Here is an 18,278-nt window from a genome sequence, read left to right on the forward strand (position 1 = left end):
TTACCTATGCAGTGGTGGACGATAGCTAGAATGAATAGTAGACCAGTCCATGCTCGATAAGATATGAACGACTAATCCGAGGGTGGAGGGTGGTCGCTGTTGGGGAGAGAATGTACGAGTTCGCATGGGCAGCCAGATCGGATAGGGCAGATAGAGCCAGCTCTGTTTTAACAGGTCCCCAGTGATCAGCGCGGTGTTTAATATATTGTTCGGTCTCGGTCAAGGACAGACCTTTGAGCGAGGTAAATACGGAAGCCCAGCGGACGAGATCAAAGGTGCCTTTAATTTCAGGCAGCTTATATTCCGCCACGCCTTGAGCGCCGTTACACGACATAGTAAACAAGCCACAGCAATGGTGTTGGTACTGTTCAGGATCAGGAAATTGACGATGGTCGTATTGGATAATTGCCATGGAACCAATGCATAATTGCGTCGTTTGCAGCGTTGAGGGCTGGGCAAGCGTCAGGCTCATACTGGAACGGCCTCCTTCTCGGGATCATTGTAATAGGGATGGAAGAATCATACGTCACAGCGGATGTAATGTAAATCATGAATATAAGCGTAAAAAAAGAATATGTAGCGGAAAACGGATTTTAATGGCAATGGAAACGGATACTTGTATCCGTCTCTTTCATTATCTTGACGATGGTCTGTATATTACAAAAAACAACCCCAGGTCACCCCAGGGTCGTCTTTACAAGAAATATATATCTGCATTGCAAAATGCTTGTTTAGCTGAATCACACGGGTGTTACATCCTGAATGGCTTCTTCTTTTTCCTCTTTCCAGATCACGTTCTCGCGATAGTTAGATCCCCAATCGTACATCGCTCGCAGTACCGGGATCAGGCTTTCGCCATGCTCCGTCAGTGAATATTCCACATGTGGAGGGACGACAGGATAGACTTTACGCAGAATGAGTTGATCTTCTTCCAGCTCGCGCAATTGGTTGGTCAGCATTTTTTGCGTAATGTGGGGGATCAGCTTCTTCAATTCACCGAACCGCTTGGTGCCTTCCATACCAAGATGCCACAAAATAATCAGCTTCCATTTGCCACCGATGACCGCGAGAGTCAATTCTTTATCACAATTAATCAGCTTCAAATCAATCCGGTCTTTTACAGTTGTGATGTTCATCGACCTCCTGTCCGTAGTTATTCCAAGTATACTATGCATAACTACAGTACGCAAAAGGAGATACATCCATTTTGGAAACTATGCATACGATGGGATACGAATCGACTGAAATCACAATCTGATGATGTGCGCCAGGCTGGAAGCTTCCAGAAATCTACGACGTTTAAGAAGGAATAACGATGGTGTTAAAGGACTCCGGCTCCAGCCCTAAACGGTGTGTTATTTCTCCGACAGACAGATTCAGCACGCGAGATTCCTTGAACGGGTTGGCGATGACCAAAGCCCTTTGTCCGCCTGTATTTTGAAAAGCAACCGCATTTCCAGCCCATGAACCTTGAATTCCAATGCGTCTGGCCCCTGGCAATACAAAATGAGAAAAGTGCTTCATAACGTAATATTCCGGGTTCAGCATAGGTTTTCGATCTGCTGGATCAACGGTGATCATCGAATTTTGCTCCCAGCCCCATGTGCTCTTGCCTCGCGGTTCCAAAACCATATTCCAGTAAATATAAGCATTCACGCCATTGGTGAAGTAGTGTTGGTACAGGTTATATACATATTTGGCGTAGTCCCATGAGTTTTCTCCGTTTCCGCATTCATTTTCGGTCTGCATATAACGAAGCTCAGGATAGCTGGCTACGGTACGCTGAATGGCATTTTTACCTGCCCACTGATAACCTACACCTTTAATATATTTATAGGCCTCGGGGTCACTCAATACGGTATGGGCATACTCATCGAAGCCAGTTGAAGTTTTCTTCATTAATTCCTCCCACGGATCGGGAGCGTTAATAGTACCCAGCCAAATTTCCGTATCCAGTCCGTGTTCTTCAAAAGCAGGCCCCAAATAGTCGCGAATAAATTCACGTAGTTGTTCTCCGGTCCATACGCAGGAAGGGAATTTCTGATCAGCAATGACTTCATTTTGAACATGAACCTGATGAATCGTAATGCCTGCCTCACGGTATGCCTGAACAAATTTGACAAAGTACAATGCATACGCTTTCAAGATATCCTTTTCCCAGCGCAACGTTCCGTAATTGTAGGCTTTCGGTGATTTCATCCATGTCGGCGGACTCCAGGGTGAGGCGAACAGCTTCAAGTCTGGATTGAGTTGTAACGCTTCCCGAATAAAAGGAATGAGATATTGCTGATCGCGCTCAATGGAAAAGTGCTTCATCTCTATGTCGCCGTCCGTTTCATTATGGCTGTACCATTCCAGCGCGTAGTCACTCGCTCCAATAGGAAGTCGGCATATCGTGAATTTGTGCTCGCCCTCCGGGTGAAAGAGAGCATGAAGCACCTGATCCCGCTCTTCGCTGTCCAAATGATTCAGGGCCACATAACCCAATTCATTAAAACAGCCGCCAAAGCCTTCTACAAGCTGATATGTTTCTCCTGTAAAGGTTAGGTTGGCACTCTCTTGGGTTTGGGTCAAATGATGAGCTTGGGATTGCCAAGCATTAGCTTTGGAAGTGGAAAACCACTGAATGGTTTGATTGCTCATGTGTACCCCTCCTGTTCAATCTTTTTGTATCTCTACTTATTATAGGGTAGGATCGTAGGGGAAGAGATGGTCTGAGCGAAGACAAATTTGCCCTTATCCAAGGTGAAATTTGCGGATGAGAAGTTTCCGTAAATAAGAAGTGGCGAGAACACATAAAGTACACATCTCTTTGATATGCTGTTGTCCTAGAATGACCGAAAGAGGGAAGTCGATTTGAATAAAAGAGTTCTTCTCGTGGAGGATGAGATACGTATTCGTGAAGTGATTGCGGATTATTTTAAACAAAATAATTGGGAAGTCTATGAAGCAGGCAATGGAAAAGATGCACTCCTCTGGTTTGATTCGGTGCAGCCGGAACTCATTATACTCGATATTATGATGCCTGAGCTGGATGGTTGGGAAGTATGCCGTCAGGTACGCAGCCATTCAGGTGTACCGATTATTTTGCTGACGGCCAAATCCGGTGATGATGATAAAATATTGGGCTTTGAGCTGGGGGCAGATGACTACGTGACCAAGCCTTTCAGCCCCAAGGTGCTGATTGCTCGCGCGAACGCGCTGATGAAACGGGTAGAGGGACATGTGCAGCCGGAGTCGCATATTTTGCGGTTCGGCAGTGCTATGCTCAACACGATGGCTCATCGGCTTGAAGTGGATCAGGCGGAAGTCGAACTGACGCCCAAGGAGTATGAGCTGCTGCGGCTGCTTATACATAACAAAGGCATAGTTGTTTCACGGGAGGCGATACTGAACCGGGTGTGGGGTATCGACTTTGAAGGGGACACACGAGTTGTTGATACGCATATCAAAAAGCTGAGAAGTAAGCTGGGCCGTGAATCACGCCATATCCGCACGGTTTTTGGTACAGGCTACAGGTTCGAGGAGGAAGAATGAACAAACGGGGAGTTACCTTTAAGTTGTTCATTATGACGGTTGTGTTTTTCCTGTGTTTTTACGGAATGGTGATTTTAAGTCAATTGCTATTTTTTGAAAATTTTTATCAGAAACAGAAGATTGGGCGTGTGGAAAGTCGTTTGCAAAGCTTCGGTCAAAGTTATGTCCAGGAAGCTTGGGGGTCTGGCAGGGTTTCGCGTGAGGCAGCTCGTTTTATGCTTCAGAATAAAAATCAGCTGGCGATTGTAACGCTGGACGGCAAAGTAAAGCTGGATGATGCGTTTCATATCAATCTCAGAAAAGCAGATGGTAAAATCGTTAAAATATCGTTGTCTCTGTTTATGAGCGAATACGGAGATGAACTGAGAGCTGCGCGGATTCAGCCTGGTGACACGGTGACCGTTGAAGGTGAAATGTTGGGAACTGACGGCATCTCCTCTGCCTATTTAATTTATCCATCAGGCATACAGAAGCTTGGTTTCAAAAATATAGGATCAATTTCAGATGAGACAAGCACAGATGACAGTGTAAGACTGTCCGGTACGGTGACAGAGATTGTGCTGCCGGATCTGAAAACATGGAGTCAGCGCCAAGGTCTGCTGTATAGTGCGCTGGAGGAATGGTTTCCTTTATCCCAGGATCATCTGGAGAAACTTAAAAATTTCGAGGTGTTGGAGGAAGAGTGGACGGAACCTTGGACAGGGGTACGAAATGCCGTTATCGTCCATCCTGTTCGTCAGAGCACAGGCGAGATCGACCTCTTGTTCACTGTGACATCGTTGCAGGAAATCAGTGAGACGAATGAGGCTCTACGCTGGTTTTATCTGTATCTGGGGATCGGCGGATTTGCACTTATTCTGATTTTGTCCCTGTTCTATTCCCGAATGGTAACCCGTCCGCTTATTACTTTGAATAATACCGCCAAGCGGATGGCCAAGCTCGATTTTACAGCCCATACGCCAATCCGGCAGAATGATGAGCTGGGTAGCCTGTCCTACAGCATGTATACCCTGTCCCAGAACCTGGACACAGCTTTGCGTGAGCTTCAGGAGGCCAATCAGCAATTGGTCGAGGACATGGAACAGAAGCAGAGAATGGAGGCTGTACAACAAGACTTTTTTGCCAATGCTTCTCATGAGCTGAAAACCCCGCTAAGTATTATCAAAGGGTTTGCAGAAGGACTGCAAGATGGAGTCAGCGCCGGGAAGCAGGATCATTATATGAAAGTCATTGTAGAGGAAGCGGACAAAATGGAGCGATTGGTCAAGGATATGCTGGACCTTGCCAAATTGGAATCTGGAACCCTCAAGCTTCGCAAAACGACCTTTATTTTGAGCGAGCTGGTGGAGGAGGTTGTGGATAAGCTATTCCATCTGTTGAAGGAGAAGCAGCTGGAAGTGGTCATTATTCCTGCCAATGAACTGCCGATTCATGCCGATATAGGATGGATGGAACAGGTGATTATCAACTTTGTTGTCAACGCCATACGGCATGCCGAGGAAGGAAGCTCGATCACGATCCGTATCGAAGGCTCCGGGGAAGTCAATACGTTTTCCATTGAAAATAAGGGGGAGACCATCCCAGACGATCAGTTGGAGCTGATATGGAATCGTTTTTACCGGGCCGAGCTCTCCCGCAGCCGCCAGACAGGTGGGACAGGACTCGGGCTATCGATCGTTAAACGAATTCTGGATTTACACGAATTCCGCTATATGGCGGAGAATACCAAGGACGGCGTCCGTTTTGTCGTTATATTCGGAGGCTAAGCTATGGCAAAGGAGTTAACAAGTATGAAATGGAATTGGTTGCCCTCACTTTGCACACTTGCAAACCTGGGGGCAGGGGTCCTATCCCTATACTTCACGATTCATGAGCAATATATGACCGCCTTTACCCTCGTGGTAGTGGCTGCTTTATGGGATGTACTGGACGGTTTGCTGGCAAGGCTGCTGCATTGCTCCAGTGATTTTGGCAAGCAACTTGATTCACTGGCGGATGTGGTCTCATTTGGTGTTGCTCCTGCTTTTCTAATTTTGCAGTACAGGCTGGGGGATACCCACTGGATAGGACCGCTTGTAGCCGTGTTGTTTGTGATATGCGGTGCGGTAAGGTTGGCGAGATTCAACCTAATGGCTTTTAGCAAAGGCTTTGTGGGTATGCCTATTACGGCTGCGGGCGTGATTTTGTCCTTTATGTTTTTATGGAGTGAGCATTTGAAGCCGGGATTGTTGCTGGCACTCATGGTGGTGCTGTCGTTCCTGATGGTTAGCCGTATTCCCTTCCCGTCCTTCAAAAAATAATCGGTCAGGAGGTGGCGCCTCTATGGAATGGGCCATCAGCATGATTACACAATACGGATATATTGCTATTTTTGCACTGCTTGCCCTTGGAATTATAGGGCTACCCGTTCCTGATGAAATTATTATGGTGTTTGTCGGCTACCTATCCTCTATCATGGTACTGAATTATTCCGTGTCTATATTAGTCAGTTTCATTGGGGCGATGACAGGGATGATGATCAGCTACACGTTAGGCAAAAAGCTGGGTCAGCCGCTGGTAGATAAGCACGGCAAGTGGGTGGGACTGACACCAAAGCGGTTTGCAAAGGTAAAAGGGTGGTTTGCGCGCTTTGGATTGTGGACCATTTTGTTCGGTTATTTTATTCCAGGAGTCAGACATGCGACAAGCTATTTGTCGGGGATTAGCGCGATGCCTGTACGAAAATATATGCTGGTGGCCAGTGCCGGTTCTCTGGTATGGACACTGATCTTTATCTCCATTGGTTACATTGCCGGGGCCAATATAAACTTTCATTAAGGTGACCGCAAAAGTAATGTAGCATTTTTCACGTATTGCACCGATAATATAAATAAAAGAACCTGTATAACCAGTGAGGGGATCTGTATTGAATGCATTAATGAAGTATATTGAAAAGTTACCTGGTTTTCTGCAAATGATCTTGAATATCTCGCTGTTTCTGGTCGGGCTGATTTTAAGCTTTTTACTTCTAAAAGAAACATGGGCCATATTTTCATATGTGTTCTTGTCTACAGAAGACGACAAAAATTACTATGAATTTACGGAAGAACTGCTTGTATTCTTTTTGTATTTTGAATTCATTGCATTAATCGTTAAGTACTTTAAAACCAATTTTCATTTTCCATTACGTTATTTCATCTATATTGGGATTACGGCCGTCATCAGGCTCATTATTGTGGACCATGATGATGCTAAAAATACATTCTGGTGGTCCATTGCTATCCTAGTCATGGTAGGTTCTCTATTGATTGCTAACAGTAAGTTGTTAAAGAGAGAAAGTTGATGCCGAGGAAGATTGCAAGGGTGACAGTCAAGTGGGAGAGAGGGAATAAAGACGAATGGTAAGAAACTGGATGAATCATGCGGGCGTCAGGCGGGCAGCCGTCCTTGCGATAATCGTTTTACTGCTCTTCATGTTAAGAAGCATGATGAATATTATTTTGTTAACACTGCTGCTTACGATTTTGATTGGCAGCATATATAACGGTGTGAATAAGCTGATCAAGCGGTTCGCCAATGTACCGCCTATGATCGTGCTGCTACTGGTATACGGGTTGCTGATTCTGATTATCGTGTGGGGAGTTTACCGAATGGTGCCGCTAATCAGCGTACAGGTCAAGCAGGTATATCTCATGATTCAGCAAGCCTACATGTATCCTGATCGTAACCAATGGAATGAAACGATTATTGAATTTATGGACACGCTCAATGTTCAGCGGTTATTTGAGCCTGGCTGGAATGCGGTAATGAAAATTAGCCAGCTGGGAACACAACTGCTGGTATCAATTATTTTGAGCTTGTTCTTCCTGATGGAAAAATCCTATATTACACGCTTTACAGCTACGTTTGTGGATAGTAAGCTGGGTTGGTTCTTCAAGGAAGTGGGCCATTTTGGACGCATGTTTCTGGGGACATTCGGGAAGGTGCTGGAAGCTCAGCTATTGATTTCACTCATCAACTGTATATTGACGACGACGGCTCTTTGGATTATGGGTTTTCCCAATCTGCTCGGCCTCGCGCTCATTATATTCTTGTTGGGGTTGGTGCCAGTGGCGGGTGTATTCATTTCCCTGATCCCGCTCGGTCTGATTGCTTTTAGCGTCGGGGGAATCAATTATGTGATTTACTTGGTTATTCTGATCGTAGTTATTCATGCGATTGAAGCCTATTTCCTGAACCCGAAGCTGATGTCATCCAAAACCAATTTACCGATCTTCTTTACCTTTGTTGTATTGATCTTCTCTGAGCACCTGATTGGGGTGTGGGGCTTGATTGTAGGTATTCCGTTGTTTGTTTTCTTCCTTGACCTGATCGGGGTACAACGCAAGCAAGAGAAGGATACCTAATCTATTTACGACAGATACGAACATAGTAATGACCATTGATTTTTCATGACGAATGCCTGCGAAGCCGCAGGCATTTTTTGATTTCCTGGTATTCCTCATTTTATTCATGGGAAAGATGGCTGACGCTCATCATCGTTTCAGGAGGAGTCCAACGGTACGTTTTACTTCCTTTAAATTTTCACATCCATTTTACAACTATGATTCCGATTATAGCTATGATTACACCGCACATTTCCGTTCTACTCATTGATTCTTTCAGATAGAAACGAGCATATAGCAATACTACAACAACACTCAAGGCGATAATTGCAGAAACAACCCCGGTAACCCCATTATTAAAAGCAGCAAGTTTAAGTACCATGGCTAAAACATTTACAAGACCAACTCCTATTCCTAAGCATAAGGTTTTAGAAAGGGTCCAACGGTTCACAATTTCTCTTTGTTTATTAATTCCTACTTGAATTGAAGAAGGTCTTTGTCCACTAAAATTAATTAGGAAAGCTCCAGAAAATAATATACTGCTTGTTGCAAACATCAATGTTAGGAGTGGTAGGATAGAAACACCATTTAGTAAAGCTTGTTTTGATGATAAGTCCGTAAAGCTATAAAAAATGATCGCCAATAAACCAAACTGCCAGCCTTGATACGTACCTTCCTGTAGATCTCTTTTATATCTGATGATGAGCAGAGAAAGGATTATGATACAGAATCCAACCAATTGCACGGAACTCAGCTTTTCTGCCCAAAGTAATGCAGCTAAAAGGACAACAATTACAGGCGTCAATCCAGAAAAAAATGCAATGACTGAAGCCCTCCCCACAGCATATCCCTTATACAGAAATGTGTTGGCCAAAAAAGAGAAGACGCCCATTAAAACACCAAACCAAACTTCGTTACTCCATATTTGATTAACAAATAAGTTTATGATTAAAACTAAAATTGCACTAGAGATATATACACCAATAAACATTAGATCTCGATTAATTGTTCGTTGAGAAGTCCATTGGTAAAGAATGCCTCGTAAGCCAAAGAAAAAAGCAGCCCCTACTGCGTATGCAAACCACATTGCTTGTCCCTCCAAATACACTCAATAAAAATGTATGACTGAAATGAAACGTAATGAATTGTTAACTTCATAAATTATAAATATCCATTGGACTTTCCTAAAGGACCAATCCCGACACAAATAACCAGTCCAATTTATTTAAATCGAATTTAATAGTTTATTTACTAGATATTTGTCCGACACTTTTTCGCGGTCGCTTTCGTTAAAAGACGGAGTAATCACAACACACTTGTTTGCGGCAGTATATCTATTGTTTTACCCGTTATCTCATCTTACTGGCCAACTTTTGTAGTACACTGAGTATCAAGATTAGATCAAGTGAAAAGAAACGAGATGAGATGGATGGAACAAAAGATTAAGGTATTGGCTATATCGGGGAGCCTTCGTCAAAAGTCTTCCAACACCGCGCTTATTAAGGCTACTATTGGATTGGCTTCTGAAAATATATCATTCATAGTTTATGATGGATTGGGGGATCTGCCCCATTTTAATCCTGACTTGGATGTAGAGAAAGGGCCAGCTTCCGTAAGAGAGCTACGGGAGCAATTGAAACAAGCCGATGGAGTGCTGATCTGTACGCCTGAATATGGGAATGGTGTGCCGGGTACTTTGAAAAATGCCCTGGATTGGCTCGTATCTTCAGGTGAATTTGTAAATAAGCCTACAGCGGTCATTAGCGCTTCGCCGTCCCCTATGGGCGGTAACCTGGCTCATGCTTCGCTGCTGCTCACATTGCAAATGATCAATGCAGAGATTGTGGAAAATGGAAAGGTCATTATTCCGCATATCACATTGAAGTTGAATCAAGAGGGCACCATAACAAACGCTGATACTAGACAGGAGCTGAAAGCATTACTTCAAGGGCTTGAGCAAGCATGCAGAGGACAGGCATAGAAAAATTCAAAGCAGATCCTTCATCATAGAAGGATCTGCTTTTTCGGATGGCCACCTACTACGTATGCAGCAGCAGGTATTCATCAGTTATCTAAATGTTAGAGGTGTTCAATAAGCTCTCATAGACCTTTAATCGGGCATACACCGTTTCAAGTATCGGATATGAGACATTACTGCCAGAAGCCAATGCCAGAAGTGCACCGTGCAGATGACTTGCTTCAACCGGTAGATTTTTCTGCATATCACGTTGCATGGATGACATCATCTCAGGCTTTAAGGAATCCATCGTTTTTAGTGTATGTGCTTCCATTTCTGAATGAATAGGCATATCGGCGTTGCGTGCGAGTGTGACGATCTCATGCAGTAGCCTTTCATAGATTGCACGCGATTCGGGCGTGGCGAGTATAGCTCCGACGGAGCTACCCATGAGGGTTGTGATTCCGCTCATGCTGGCAATAAATATATACTTCTGCCAAATTTCACGCTGAATGTCATGACTGTGTGTGACGGTGAAGCCTGCATGATCAAGATGGCTACATAATAGTTGCGTACGCTCTGAATTTGCTCCATCCCATTCCCCAAAAACAATGCGATGGAACGGGCTTGTCTGAACGATAGTGCCTTTGTGATTTAACGTCGTTTCGATATAACAAAGCCCACCCAGCACTTTTTCAGCTCCGAAATATTCGCGCAAAGATTCAAAATGTTCATAACCGTTAAGTAAAGGAAGAATCATGGTATCTTTGCCGATATAAGGCGCAAGGTCGGGCTGCAATAGAGGCAGATGGTACGCTTTGACCGCGAGAATAATACAGTCAAATGGCTCAGCAGCTTCACCATAGGTAATAGCCTGGATCGGTGTCTGAAAATCTCCGTGCACACTTTGAATCGTCAGACCGTTTTTTGCCAAATGAAGCTTCTTGGAAGGACGCACGAGAAAGGTTACATCTTCTCCCTTTTGAACCAGGCGTCCCCCAAAATAGCCTCCAATAGCTCCTGCACCCACAACTAGAAACCGCATCCTAGGGTACCTGCCTTTACTTTTTGTTTCATTTCCTTTAGTTGCAAAACATTAAGCGCCTTCGAGTTTGTCATGATTCATTCAAATCCTTTCCTACCTTGGTTTTGGAAAAACAAAAAACCTTCCAGCACATTGCTGAAAAGGTCCGAAAGGCAAAAAAAGAGTCAATTTGCGACCGTTCTTTTGTCTCGGTCCTTTCGGATCAGAGCAAAATCCAACGAGTTCACCTCCATAGGCTCACGCTTATACTTATTAAATTACACCTTACCAGAGTACCGTTCGAATATATCGATACAGCCTCTCAGGGAAGTATACCAGAATATCAGGTTCCTGTCCCATATAAATCCAATCCGAACAGCGTGTATACGATGGTATCCATAATGACTTTCTTTTTAGTACATGTAGCACGGACCTGATTTATTTGGAGCGCATGAAGGTGATATAATAGGGCGCAAATAAGTTTATAGACCGATAACTTGGAGCAGAGGAGAGAAGGCTGGTGTTTGAGCAAATTGTAGCGTATGGTCTGAGCCAAAAAGAGGCCGTTAAGGATTATCCATTTGGAGCTGATCCCCTGGTACTAAAGGTAGGGGGCAAGATGTTTGCTCTCCTGACTGAAAAAGATGGCATTAGCCACGTATCCCTGAAATGTGATCCAGTCATTGCAGAAAACCTGCGTCAGCAGAACAAGGCAATTAAGCCAGGCTATCATTTGAATAAAAAGCATTGGAATACGGTAGAGGTTGATAATAGCTTTCCGTTGGAGGATTTGTACAGCATGATCGACCATTCGTATGAGCTGGTCTTCAAAAGCTTAACCAAAGCGCAACGCGAAGCGATTACGATGAGGATACGGGCTACGGATCTGTAAAGGGCTGGTGAAGCCCTTAGTAACACTTTTATAGTTTTACTTGACAGAAAACCACTAAAGATATATTCTTAATTTAAAGATAATTTATTTGAAAATAATATCAAGGAGTGGACCTGAATATGAGCGAACTGGTGAATGTTATTCAAGAGAGAAGATCGGCTTCTAAATTTATTCCTGATGTTACTATAGATGCAAAAGAACTGGAAGAGATATTTCAACTGGTGAAGTTTGCTCCATCGGCTTTTAATTTACAGCATGCGCGTTATATCGTAGTGCAGGATGCAGAGATCAAACAAAGGCTGCATGATGAGGCAAGTAAGCAGTATAAAATATTAACCTCTTCGGCTACCATTGTAGTGCTGGGTGATACAGAGGCTTATACCAAGGTAGCTGACCTCAACGAAGGGTTCCTGAATTTGGGTGTTCTGAGCAAGCAGGAATATGATAGCACCGTAGAATCAGTAACTCAGTTTTATCGCGAGCGAGGACCTGTCTTCCAGAGGGAAGAAGCGATTCGTAATGCCAGCCTGTCGGCTATGCAATTTATGTTGATTGCCAAGGACAAAGGCTGGGATACTTGCCCAATGATCGGTTTTGACCCGGCGAAGGTGCAGGAAGTATTGAATATCCCCGAGCAATTTGTGCCTGTGATGATGATCACCTTGGGGAAAGAGGACGAATCGGGGCAACGGGCAAGAGGATATCGCAAGCCGGTTGGACAGTTTGTTAGCTACAATGGATTTTGAAATTTGTAAATCATCATGTTCATTAAGGAGTGATTGAGATGTCTTTGAAAACCGCTGGAATTCACCATATTACGTCCTTTGCAGGCGATCCACAGGGCAATGTTGACTTTTACGCAGGTGTGCTTGGTTTGAGATTGATCAAAAAGACAATTAACTTTGACGCTCCAGAAGTATATCACTTGTATTTTGGGAATGAAAAAGGCAGCCCGGGCACGATCATTACCTTTTTTCCGGCTCCGGGTACACGCAAGGGTAAAATTGGAGGCGGACAGGTCGGGATTACGACGTATGTTGTGCCGCCGGGCTCAATGGATTACTGGGAAAACCGTCTGCACAGCTTAAAGGTATCCTTCACGAAGGCTACTCGTTTTGGCGAGTCATTCATCCAGTTCCGAGACAATGAGGGCTTGCATCTGGAACTGGTGGAGCGCGAGGAAGGCCCGGTGAATACGTGGACAGCCGGAGGCGTGCCTACAGATAAAGCGATCAAGGGCTTTGGAGGAGCAGTGCTCTACAGTGCGGATTCCAAGCACACCCAAGGCGTGCTGGAGAATGTTCTGGGCATGACTCCCATCGGAGAAGACGCAGATGCAGGCTATATCCGTTATCAGACGACTGGGGATCTAGGCAACCTGATCGACATTCCGGTCAAAGATGTACCATGGGGGAATGGCGGCGCCGGTACGGTTCACCATATTGCGTGGCGCGCGCAGGACGATACTGAGCATCAGGCGTGGGACGAATGGGTTCGTCAGCATGGTTTTGGGACCAGTGGCATTGTAGATCGCCAATACTTCAATGCCGTATACTTCCGCGAGCAAGGCGGTATTCTATTCGAGATCGCAACCGATCCGCCCGGATTTACGGTGGATGAGGAATTGAATGAGTTGGGGCACAAGCTGATGCTGCCTGAATGGTATGAGCCTCAGCGCGCCGAGATTGAGTCTAATCTGGTTCCCATCGAACCTAGAGTACTCCAACAGGATGAACCGGTTTAAGCTGGACAATCACATACGGAACACCAAAAGGTCCAATGCGGGAAGATTTCCACCCTCATTGGACCTTTTGGTATCTGAATGTCATTAGTGTAAAAATAAGCGCGGAAGAGCTGTTTAGATCATGAGCAGCTCACGAATTTCCAGTTCGGTCAGTGCTGAAAGGCTTTCTTGCCCCGGCTGAATGACCTGGTCGATCAGATTTTTCTTTTTTTGCTGTAGCTCATACATTTTGTCCTCTACTGTACCTTGGGCGATGAGCCGAATAACCTGCACCACTTTTTTCTGGCCCATTCGGTGTGCACGGTTGGTAGCCTGCTCTTCTACAGCGGGATTCCACCACAGGTCATATAGAATGACGGTATCTGCACCGGTGAGGTTCAGACCCGTACCTCCTGCCTTGAGGGAAATCAGGAACAGCTCGCGTTCTCCTTCGTTGAAGCGACTGCACAGCTCGACTCGTTCGGGGGCGGGAGTCTGTCCATCCAGGTAAAAGTAGGGGACCCCCTCACGAGAAAGCTCACGTCCGACCATTTGAAGCATCGTGGTGAACTGTGAAAAAATGAGCATCCGCTTCCCGGAGCTGAGACATTCCGTAATAATCTCCAGCAGTTGTTCAAATTTGGCCGAGCTTCCCGTATATCCTTCGATGAATAAGCCCGGATGACAGCAGAGCTGCCGAAGTCGGGTCAGACCTGCGAGAATTTTGATCCGGTTTTTCTGAAATCCTTCTTCGTTAAGATGCTTCAACGTTTCATGCTGGAGCTTGGCCAGATAAGCCGTGTACAGCTTTTTTTGCTCTGGCAGGAGGCGTGATACCTGCACGGATTCGATTTTCTCCGGCAGTTCCTTAAGAACATCGCTCTTCAGACGGCGCAGCAGGAACGGACGAACCCGCTTGGCAATCACATTTCGAGGCAGGTTGTGAAACGCTCTTTTTCCGCCGGGAAATAGCTCAGGAAATACAACGTCGAAGATGGACCAAAGTTCTTCCAATGTATTCTCGATTGGCGTTCCTGTCAGGGCAAAACGGTAACGGGCTTGTACATCCTTAACGGCCTGTGCCGTCTGGGTAGCATGATTCTTGAACGCCTGCGCTTCGTCCAAAATGAGCGTATGAAACGATGGCTTGCTGTACACATCCGCATCGCGTCGCAGCAGCGGATAGGAAGTAATAATAACGTCATAGCTGGTGGCATCCCGTATAATTCGGCTCCGTTCCTCCGGGCTGCCATCAGCAATAATGACGCGGATATGCGGGGCGAATTTCTCCAGTTCATTCCGCCAATTGTACACCAGTGATGCAGGGGACACGATCATGGCTGGAAGCTGCTGACTGCGAATTTCCGGCAATACTGACACGAGGAAGGCAATGCTTTGCAGCGTTTTGCCCAGCCCCATATCATCTGCCAAAATACCTCCAAAACGGTAATGTGCTAAGGTCTTAAGCCATTGGAAACCGTAGACCTGATAATCTCTCAAGATAGGGGCAAGCGTGACGGGTACTGGAAAGTCGAGATGGTCAGGATTGCGTATATTTTCTAGCAGCTGGCGAAAGGTTTTACCCAAGGTCAGGCTTTTTACATGATCGTGAGGATCAATTAAATACAGACCCTGCGTGACCGGGATTCGAATCTGCGCTGCATCCAGATCGCTTTTGCGGATACCTGTTTCGTTCATGAACCGAATTAATTCCTTGTACTCCTCTGTTTCCAGTGGCAGCAGGGCACCATTCGGCAGACGGTGATATTTCTGTTTTTCTTCCAACGATTGGAGCAGCTTGCGAATTTCCGATTCCGGTATACCCTCAATATCAAATTTAAATTCAAGCCAATCCGTACGTTCATCCCACTCCGCCCGTATTCTTGGGACAGGCAGCGTATTATTGATTTTCGATTTGACTGCACCCGTGGCATAGACGTCCAGCAACTTTTCCAGTTGTGGAACCGTATGGTACAAAAAGTCATACTCCGCATCTTCATCTTCCATAAAATATCCGCTGTCTGTTCTGGCGAAGGAGCTATGCTCCATCAGTTCCAAAATCCGTTGCTCCTGTTCCCCATCACGTATCAGAATCCGGTCGTTACCTGGCGTTCGTGCATCTGTTTCCAACGGGTTGATGATGATGTCTCCATATTGGAATTCCAATCCTGCCAGTAGTTTGTCTCTTACCCGGTCCAGATACAGCTTGGCCTTCAACGGATGCTGGGCGACCCGCTCTGAGACAGAACGGGTCATATGGACACGTCCGAGCTTCATTAACCCGGGCACGACCTTATCCATAAAAGCTTCCATCTGTTCTGGTGCGATCTGGACTGCTCGTCTGTGATGTACCTCGACCATTCGTTTTAACTCGGACAAACGCCGTAAGGAATCATCCTTCTGCTTGACAAGCTTGCCATCGGCAATGACGACACCGTAGTCCTCCATGATGGTCAAGTCATCTAATCCTTGAATGCTTAACTGGTAGCCTTCGCTTGTGGATTCGGCCTCATCAAATTCAAATTGCAGCGGAAGCATCAGGTCGGACTGAGGAATACCTTCGCTCATGTTACCGTGAATTTCAAAATAGACGCCCTGTGCTGCTGTCAGCAAGGGGAACAGCCTATCCCAAGCGGCAGGCGGGATGAGAAGCATTCGCTCGCCACTCATATGACTGCCGGAGGCTGAATACGTACCAGAGGTTTCCCGAATCATGCGCTCCTGATGGCATACCTGGGATAATTGCTGTAGGATCGCATCATGTTCAGCTCGGAAGCGGTACAGCTCAGGCTCGTAAGAGAAGCTCTTCGTGAACATGTAGCTATTCCCACGGTCGATACTGTCCAGAAACGGACGGATTTTCTGAACGATGTATAATCGTTTGGGTCCAGCCTTCATTTCCAATCCAAACATATATTTTTGGTAACCGTAGGCAAAAGGCCGGATGACGAATTGAAAATCCAAGATCGCACGAGTATCCAGCAGCGTAGGAGTGCTGCGAAGCGGTCTCTTGCGGCCGAATAGTTTTAACATACTGTCGGTCAACTGGAGATCCCCTTGTGCGATGCCAGAGGATCGTGAAATTCTAGCAGTGTGTTCATTGGGGGCATCTGTAGATGTGTACATCCCGTCTGAACCCATGCTCCCCGCTGGATCTGGGGCAGTGCCGGGATGAAGTCTGGAGACATAGGAGCGTACGGATAGACTTTTTCCACGTCGTATATCATAGGCGTTAAGGAGAACAGCAGCAATATGTTTGCAATAACGTCCGGTGGTCTGAAATGAGCTACAGGTACATTCCGCGCGGATACTGCCGTTGGGCCGGATCATTGCAGCAACGGCATAAAAGCCGTTTCCTTTGACTGTAGCTTCATACACACCTTCATTATGATCTATTTGTGTAAAGGCCACCTTTTTGGCCCGATAATAGGCATCCCCGTCGTCATAAGCAGATTGACTGCATAGTTGTCTGATCGCTCGCCGGGTAAGTTCAAAACTCATGGTTCGTAATCCTTTCCTGAGTTATTCCGTTTTCTACATGATAACAGAACAGACCGGGTGAAGGACACTTGAGTGCGGAACGTAACTTTAGGAAAAAGAAGAGAAGAAAAAAAGCAGGTCTTGGTCCGTCATTGAACCAAAGCCTGCCAGGTGGCTATAGCTATATTATATGTCGGGCAACCCTTCTCCTTGCTCATGAACTCCCAGCGCATTACGTGCCATATCCATATACTCTTCCACACCAGACTTAAGGGCGAATTCGGCGATAAGCACAGGGTAAGCTGAAGTTAATTCGACGATATGATCGCTCATACGCGGCCATACACGTCCGCCTGCTGTCTCATAAAGCTTCAATAAACGAGCAAGCTCTGCTTCTCCGAATAAAGTATAGTAACTCGTAAAATCAATTGCCGGATCAGCTACTTCGGCCTCGGTCCAGTCTAGTATTCCAGTAACCTCTGTATTCGAAGAGACTAGAATATGACCTGGGTGCAGATCGCCGTGCACAAATGCGGAATATGCCGGCCAGTAGCTATCGTCAGCTAGCCACGTCTGCCATCGTTGCCACAGCTCCTCGGATACACCAAAGACGCGCCGTGTTTCTTCCATTCGCTGAGCCATTAATTGCCGAACTTCGTCGTGCTGCTTTACGCGAACACCGAAATCAGCTGCCCGTTGGTAATCTATCCGGTGCAACGCGGCTAAGGCTTTAGCGAGTGAAGCAACGAATCTATCCGTCAGAGCGTCAGGGTTGATGAACCATACATAGCTTTTTGTTTCCATATCAATAGTAGCAGCGGGAGTTCCCCCCAACTGAGGATAGGCGATGAGCTTTGGACTATATATTTGCCAATCAGGTACCGCTATAGGAAGAGTATCACGAATCATCCGAAGCACCTTATGCTCGTAAACGGCAGATTGAATCACATCTGCTCGTCGCGGTGTACGTAGAACCCAAGGGGTATCGTGGATGTCTTTGGCGAATACGGCTCGGAAATCCAGCCCGGATTCATTGAGTTCCAATCCTTCATGTTGTATGTGAAGCCCATTGCTTTGGGCAAGGGCCAATATATCGCTAACGTCATTCGGGTTAGTCAAGGGACGCTTTTCAGTCATATGAAACACACCTCATTGTTCAGATTTGGCCTTAAAAAAGGTAACTTAAACAAGCTTCAACCCTTCATGTGAAAAACGGGTTGAGCTTCATTGAGAAGTCTAGCCTTTTATCTGAGACGCATGTAGTGAGTACACATGAGTGAGCAAACCTCCTTTTACAAAAT

The 18,278-nt window shown here is 45.8% G+C and carries 17 protein-coding genes; 10 read left to right on the forward strand and 7 right to left on the reverse strand.

Annotation, left to right across the window (positions count from 1 at the left end; translation table 11 throughout):
* Window positions 1–25 precede the first annotated feature (25 nt).
* The 3 genes from ACH59B_RS03535 to ACH59B_RS03545 form a co-directional block, all read right to left on the reverse strand.
* Window positions 26–472, reverse strand: coding sequence for a hypothetical protein (locus ACH59B_RS03535; protein WP_016819417.1), 447 nt, complete (start codon window positions 470–472; stop codon window positions 26–28).
* A gap of 268 nt (window positions 473–740) precedes the next feature.
* Complete coding sequence (locus ACH59B_RS03540) at window positions 741–1,136, reverse strand: helix-turn-helix domain-containing protein (RefSeq protein ID WP_016819416.1); 396 nt, start codon at window positions 1,134–1,136, stop codon at window positions 741–743.
* A 163-nt stretch (window positions 1,137–1,299) separates the two neighbouring features.
* The gene (locus ACH59B_RS03545; protein WP_016819415.1) at window positions 1,300–2,643 is read right to left on the reverse strand and encodes a glycoside hydrolase family 30 beta sandwich domain-containing protein; all 1,344 of its coding nucleotides are present in this window, start codon (window positions 2,641–2,643) and stop codon (window positions 1,300–1,302) included.
* A gap of 213 nt (window positions 2,644–2,856) precedes the next feature.
* Between ACH59B_RS03545 and ACH59B_RS03550 the strand changes: the two genes are divergently transcribed.
* The 6 genes from ACH59B_RS03550 to ACH59B_RS03575 all read left to right on the forward strand — a co-directional run bounded on the left by ACH59B_RS03550 (window position 2,857) and on the right by ACH59B_RS03575 (window position 7,922).
* Window positions 2,857–3,537: a response regulator transcription factor gene (locus tag ACH59B_RS03550; RefSeq protein ID WP_016819414.1), complete on the forward strand. Its 681-nt coding sequence runs from the start codon at window positions 2,857–2,859 to the stop codon at window positions 3,535–3,537.
* The gene (locus ACH59B_RS03555) at window positions 3,534–5,303 is read left to right on the forward strand and encodes a sensor histidine kinase (RefSeq protein ID WP_404303335.1); all 1,770 of its coding nucleotides are present in this window, start codon (window positions 3,534–3,536) and stop codon (window positions 5,301–5,303) included. The genes ACH59B_RS03550 and ACH59B_RS03555 overlap by 4 nt, the downstream gene beginning before the upstream one ends.
* A gap of 24 nt (window positions 5,304–5,327) precedes the next feature.
* On the forward strand, window positions 5,328–5,837 hold the full coding sequence (gene pssA / locus ACH59B_RS03560; RefSeq protein WP_102999263.1) for a CDP-diacylglycerol--serine O-phosphatidyltransferase: 510 nt from the start codon (window positions 5,328–5,330) through the stop codon (window positions 5,835–5,837).
* 22 nt (window positions 5,838–5,859) lie between these two features.
* The gene (locus ACH59B_RS03565; protein WP_016819411.1) at window positions 5,860–6,354 is read left to right on the forward strand and encodes a DedA family protein; all 495 of its coding nucleotides are present in this window, start codon (window positions 5,860–5,862) and stop codon (window positions 6,352–6,354) included.
* A gap of 88 nt (window positions 6,355–6,442) precedes the next feature.
* A complete protein-coding gene (gene psiE, locus ACH59B_RS03570) occupies window positions 6,443–6,859 on the forward strand; it encodes a phosphate-starvation-inducible protein PsiE (protein ID WP_016819410.1) in 417 nt (138 codons plus the stop codon).
* 55 nt (window positions 6,860–6,914) lie between these two features.
* Complete coding sequence (locus tag ACH59B_RS03575; protein ID WP_013369319.1) at window positions 6,915–7,922, forward strand: AI-2E family transporter; 1,008 nt, start codon at window positions 6,915–6,917, stop codon at window positions 7,920–7,922.
* A 178-nt stretch (window positions 7,923–8,100) separates the two neighbouring features.
* On the opposite strand, the gene ACH59B_RS03580 is transcribed toward ACH59B_RS03575, so the two are convergent.
* Window positions 8,101–8,988, reverse strand: coding sequence for a DMT family transporter (locus ACH59B_RS03580; RefSeq protein WP_263559868.1), 888 nt, complete (start codon window positions 8,986–8,988; stop codon window positions 8,101–8,103).
* Window positions 8,989–9,321: 333 nt separating this feature from the next.
* Here ACH59B_RS03580 and ACH59B_RS03585 point away from each other — a divergent pair, with 333 nt between their 5' ends.
* Entirely contained in the window at window positions 9,322–9,882 is a 561-nt protein-coding gene (locus ACH59B_RS03585; protein WP_404303338.1) for an NADPH-dependent FMN reductase, read from the forward strand.
* 91 nt (window positions 9,883–9,973) lie between these two features.
* Here the strand turns inward: ACH59B_RS03585 and ACH59B_RS03590 are convergent, their stop codons facing one another.
* Window positions 9,974–10,903 (reverse strand): ketopantoate reductase family protein, encoded by a 930-nt coding sequence (locus tag ACH59B_RS03590; protein ID WP_257127076.1) that lies wholly within the window; start codon window positions 10,901–10,903, stop codon window positions 9,974–9,976.
* Window positions 10,904–11,402: 499 nt separating this feature from the next.
* On the opposite strand from ACH59B_RS03590, the gene ACH59B_RS03595 reads away from it, so the two are divergent.
* The 3 genes from ACH59B_RS03595 (at window position 11,403) to ACH59B_RS03605 (ending at window position 13,518) form a co-directional block, all read left to right on the forward strand.
* On the forward strand, window positions 11,403–11,774 hold the full coding sequence (locus ACH59B_RS03595) for an MmcQ/YjbR family DNA-binding protein (RefSeq protein ID WP_016819405.1): 372 nt from the start codon (window positions 11,403–11,405) through the stop codon (window positions 11,772–11,774).
* A gap of 119 nt (window positions 11,775–11,893) precedes the next feature.
* Window positions 11,894–12,520, forward strand: a complete 627-nt coding sequence (locus ACH59B_RS03600; protein ID WP_016819404.1) for a nitroreductase family protein — start codon at window positions 11,894–11,896, stop codon at window positions 12,518–12,520.
* A gap of 38 nt (window positions 12,521–12,558) precedes the next feature.
* Window positions 12,559–13,518, forward strand: a complete 960-nt coding sequence (locus tag ACH59B_RS03605) for a ring-cleaving dioxygenase (protein WP_016819403.1) — start codon at window positions 12,559–12,561, stop codon at window positions 13,516–13,518.
* A gap of 114 nt (window positions 13,519–13,632) precedes the next feature.
* Here the strand turns inward: ACH59B_RS03605 and ACH59B_RS03610 are convergent, their stop codons facing one another.
* Together ACH59B_RS03610 and ACH59B_RS03615 are read right to left on the reverse strand one after the other, a co-directional pair.
* Window positions 13,633–16,998 carry a DEAD/DEAH box helicase gene (locus ACH59B_RS03610; protein WP_016819402.1) on the reverse strand — a complete coding sequence of 1,122 codons (3,366 nt, stop codon included), beginning with the start codon at window positions 16,996–16,998 and terminating at the stop codon, window positions 13,633–13,635.
* Window positions 16,999–17,163: 165 nt separating this feature from the next.
* Window positions 17,164–18,114, reverse strand: coding sequence for a macrolide 2'-phosphotransferase (locus ACH59B_RS03615; RefSeq protein ID WP_016819401.1), 951 nt, complete (start codon window positions 18,112–18,114; stop codon window positions 17,164–17,166).
* Window positions 18,115–18,278: the final 164 nt, after the last annotated feature.

The sequence above is a fragment of the Paenibacillus sp. DP01 genome (genome assembly GCF_044784315.1).
In the GTDB taxonomy this organism is placed as follows: Bacteria; Bacillota; Bacilli; order Paenibacillales; family Paenibacillaceae; genus Paenibacillus; species Paenibacillus polymyxa.

Coding starts and splice junctions, on each gene's coding strand:
- ACH59B_RS03535 (WP_016819417.1), bottom strand. CDS start 472: ATGAGCCTGACGCTTGCCCAGCCCTCAACGCTGCAAACGACGCAATTA.
- ACH59B_RS03540 (WP_016819416.1), bottom strand. CDS start 1,136: ATGAACATCACAACTGTAAAAGACCGGATTGATTTGAAGCTGATTAAT.
- ACH59B_RS03545 (WP_016819415.1), bottom strand. CDS start 2,643: ATGAGCAATCAAACCATTCAGTGGTTTTCCACTTCCAAAGCTAATGCT.
- ACH59B_RS03555 (WP_404303335.1), top strand. CDS start 3,534: ATGAACAAACGGGGAGTTACCTTTAAGTTGTTCATTATGACGGTTGTG.
- pssA (WP_102999263.1), top strand. CDS start 5,328: ATGAAATGGAATTGGTTGCCCTCACTTTGCACACTTGCAAACCTGGGG.
- ACH59B_RS03565 (WP_016819411.1), top strand. CDS start 5,860: ATGGAATGGGCCATCAGCATGATTACACAATACGGATATATTGCTATT.
- ACH59B_RS03575 (WP_013369319.1), top strand. CDS start 6,915: ATGGTAAGAAACTGGATGAATCATGCGGGCGTCAGGCGGGCAGCCGTC.
- ACH59B_RS03580 (WP_263559868.1), bottom strand. CDS start 8,988: ATGTGGTTTGCATACGCAGTAGGGGCTGCTTTTTTCTTTGGCTTACGA.
- ACH59B_RS03585 (WP_404303338.1), top strand. CDS start 9,322: ATGAGATGGATGGAACAAAAGATTAAGGTATTGGCTATATCGGGGAGC.
- ACH59B_RS03590 (WP_257127076.1), bottom strand. CDS start 10,903: ATGCGGTTTCTAGTTGTGGGTGCAGGAGCTATTGGAGGCTATTTTGGG.
- ACH59B_RS03600 (WP_016819404.1), top strand. CDS start 11,894: ATGAGCGAACTGGTGAATGTTATTCAAGAGAGAAGATCGGCTTCTAAA.
- ACH59B_RS03605 (WP_016819403.1), top strand. CDS start 12,559: ATGTCTTTGAAAACCGCTGGAATTCACCATATTACGTCCTTTGCAGGC.
- ACH59B_RS03610 (WP_016819402.1), bottom strand. CDS start 16,998: ATGAGTTTTGAACTTACCCGGCGAGCGATCAGACAACTATGCAGTCAA.
- ACH59B_RS03615 (WP_016819401.1), bottom strand. CDS start 18,114: ATGACTGAAAAGCGTCCCTTGACTAACCCGAATGACGTTAGCGATATA.